We start from the raw sequence: 2308 nt of genomic DNA, 5'->3' as shown, positions 1-2308 counted from the left end.
AGCCTCCCACCTATCCTGTACAGGTAGTACCGAATCCCAGTATCAAGCTGGAGTAAAGCTCCATGGGGTCTTTCCGTCCTGGCGCAGGTAACCAGCATCTTCACTGGTATTTCAATTTCACCGGGTGTGTTGTTGAGACAGTGCCCAAATCATTACGCCTTTCGTGCGGGTCGGAACTTACCCGACAAGGAATTTCGCTACCTTAGGACCGTTATAGTTACGGCCGCCGTTTACTGGGGCTTAAATTCAAACCTTCGCTTGCGCTAAGCTCTCCTCTTAACCTTCCAGCACCGGGCAGGCGTCAGCCCATATACCTCACCTTTCGGTTTTGCATAGACCTATGTTTTTGCTAAACAGTTGCTTGGGCCATTTCTCTGCGGCCTCTTCCGAGGCACCCCTTCTCCCGAAGTTACGGGGTCATTTTGCCGAGTTCCTTAACAACACTTCTCCCGCCGGCCTTAGGATTCTCTCCTCATCCACCTGTGTCGGTTTACGGTACGGGCACATATATCACAATAGCGGCTTTTCTCGACAGCTGGCTCATACACTTCCCTACTCTTGTTCGGTACGCGTCACGTCTTCAGATTGAATGGTGGATTTGCCTGCCATTCTCCTACCTCGCTTGCCCCGGTCTATCCATTCCCGGGCTGTACTCTCCATCTGTGTCCCCACATTTCTGAATATATGCGGTACAGGAATTTCAACCTGTTATCCATCGACTACGACTTTCGTCCTCGCCTTAGGCCCCGACTTACCCAGGGAAGATCAGCTTTACCCTGGAAACCTTAGATATTCGGCCTTTAAGATTCTCACTTAAATCTCGCTACTCATTCCGGCATTCTCTCTTCAATACAGTCCACAGCTCCTTCCGGTACTGCTTCGTTCCGTATTCAATGCTCCTCTACCAATCTTTCGATTCCTAAGCTTCGGTGTCGTGTTTCAGCCCCGGACATTTTCGGCGCAGGACCTCTCGACTAGTGAGCTATTACGCACTCTTTGAATGTATGGCTGCTTCTGAGCCAACATCCTAGTTGTCTTCGAAATCCCACATCCTTTTCCACTTAACACGTACTTTGGGACCTTAGCTGTAGGTCTGGGCTCTTTCCCTTTTGACTACCCAACTTATCTCGTGCAGTCTGACTCCCATACATCATCTTTACGGCATTCGGAGTTTGATAATCTTCGGTAAGCTTTGACGCCCCCTAGGATATTCAGTGCTCTACCTCCGCAAGACTAATATGAGGCTAGCCCTAAAGCTATTTCGAGGAGAACCAGCTATCTCCGGGTTCGATTGGAATTTCTCCCCTACCCACACCTCATCGCCACCCTTTTCAACGGATGTGCGTTCGGTCCTCCATTGCCTTTTACGGCAACTTCAACCTGGACATGGGTAGATCACCCGGTTTCGGGTCTGCCCGGTCTGACTTTACGTGCTGTTAACACTTGCTTTCACTTCGGCTCCGTACCTTAAGTACTTAACCTTGCCAGACATGGCAACTCGCCGGACCGTTCTACAAAAAGTACGCGGTTGATCATGTAAAGATCTTCCACAGCTTGTAGACACAGGGTTTCAGGTTCTCTTTCACTCCCCTCCCGGGGTCCTTTTCACCTTTCCTTCACAGTACTATGCGCTATCGGTCACTGAGTAGTATTTAGCCTTAGGGAGTGGTCTCCCTGCCTTCCCACAAGGTTTCTCGTGTCTCGTGGTACTCTGGATCCTGCTAGCTGCAACTCGGATTTCACATACGGGACTTTCACCCTCTCTGGTCTGACTTCCCAGACTGTTCTGTTATCCTATTGCTCACATGTCGCAGTCCGAACCCCGGAACGCACGCGCTCCGGTTTAGGCTCTTCCGTTTTCGCTCGCCGCTACTCACAGAATCGATGTTTCTTTCTCTTCCTCCGCCTACTTAGATGTTTCAGTTCAGCGGGTTCCCTCCATATGCCTATGTATTCAGCATATGGTGACTGAGGGTTGCTCAGCCGGGTTTCCCCATTCAGAAATCAGCGGGTCATCGGATATTTGCTCCTCACCGCTGCTTATCGCAGCTTATCACGTCTTTCATCGGCTCTCAGTGCCAAGGCATCCACCCTGCGCCCTTTCTTGCTTAACCTTCCATCATATCGTAGCGTCGTATGATGTGGTCTTTTGAACGGGCGTTATCTTTCGATAACTCTTTGTTCTCTTCTAATACATCTTTCGATGTATCAAAGTAACTTGATATTTGAATATTTATATATTCGGATGTCTTGTTAATTATAAATGGCTATTTATAATTATCTCTCTGTATGAAGTTCTCAAGGTACA

General features: G+C 49.0%; 1 rRNA gene. It reads right to left on the bottom strand.

Annotated features, from left to right (window positions below):
* A 23S ribosomal RNA gene (locus AAAT93_RS10585) occupies positions 1–2114 on the bottom strand; the annotation flags it as partial.
* Positions 2115–2308: the final 194 nt, after the last annotated feature.

Source organism: Coprococcus hominis (ex Arizal et al. 2022), assembly GCF_040094675.1.
GTDB lineage: Bacteria > Bacillota > Clostridia > Lachnospirales > Lachnospiraceae > Coprococcus_C > Coprococcus_C hominis.
The sequence above is the reverse complement of the archived record's forward strand: the minus strand, read 5'-3'. Positions and strand labels throughout refer to the sequence as shown.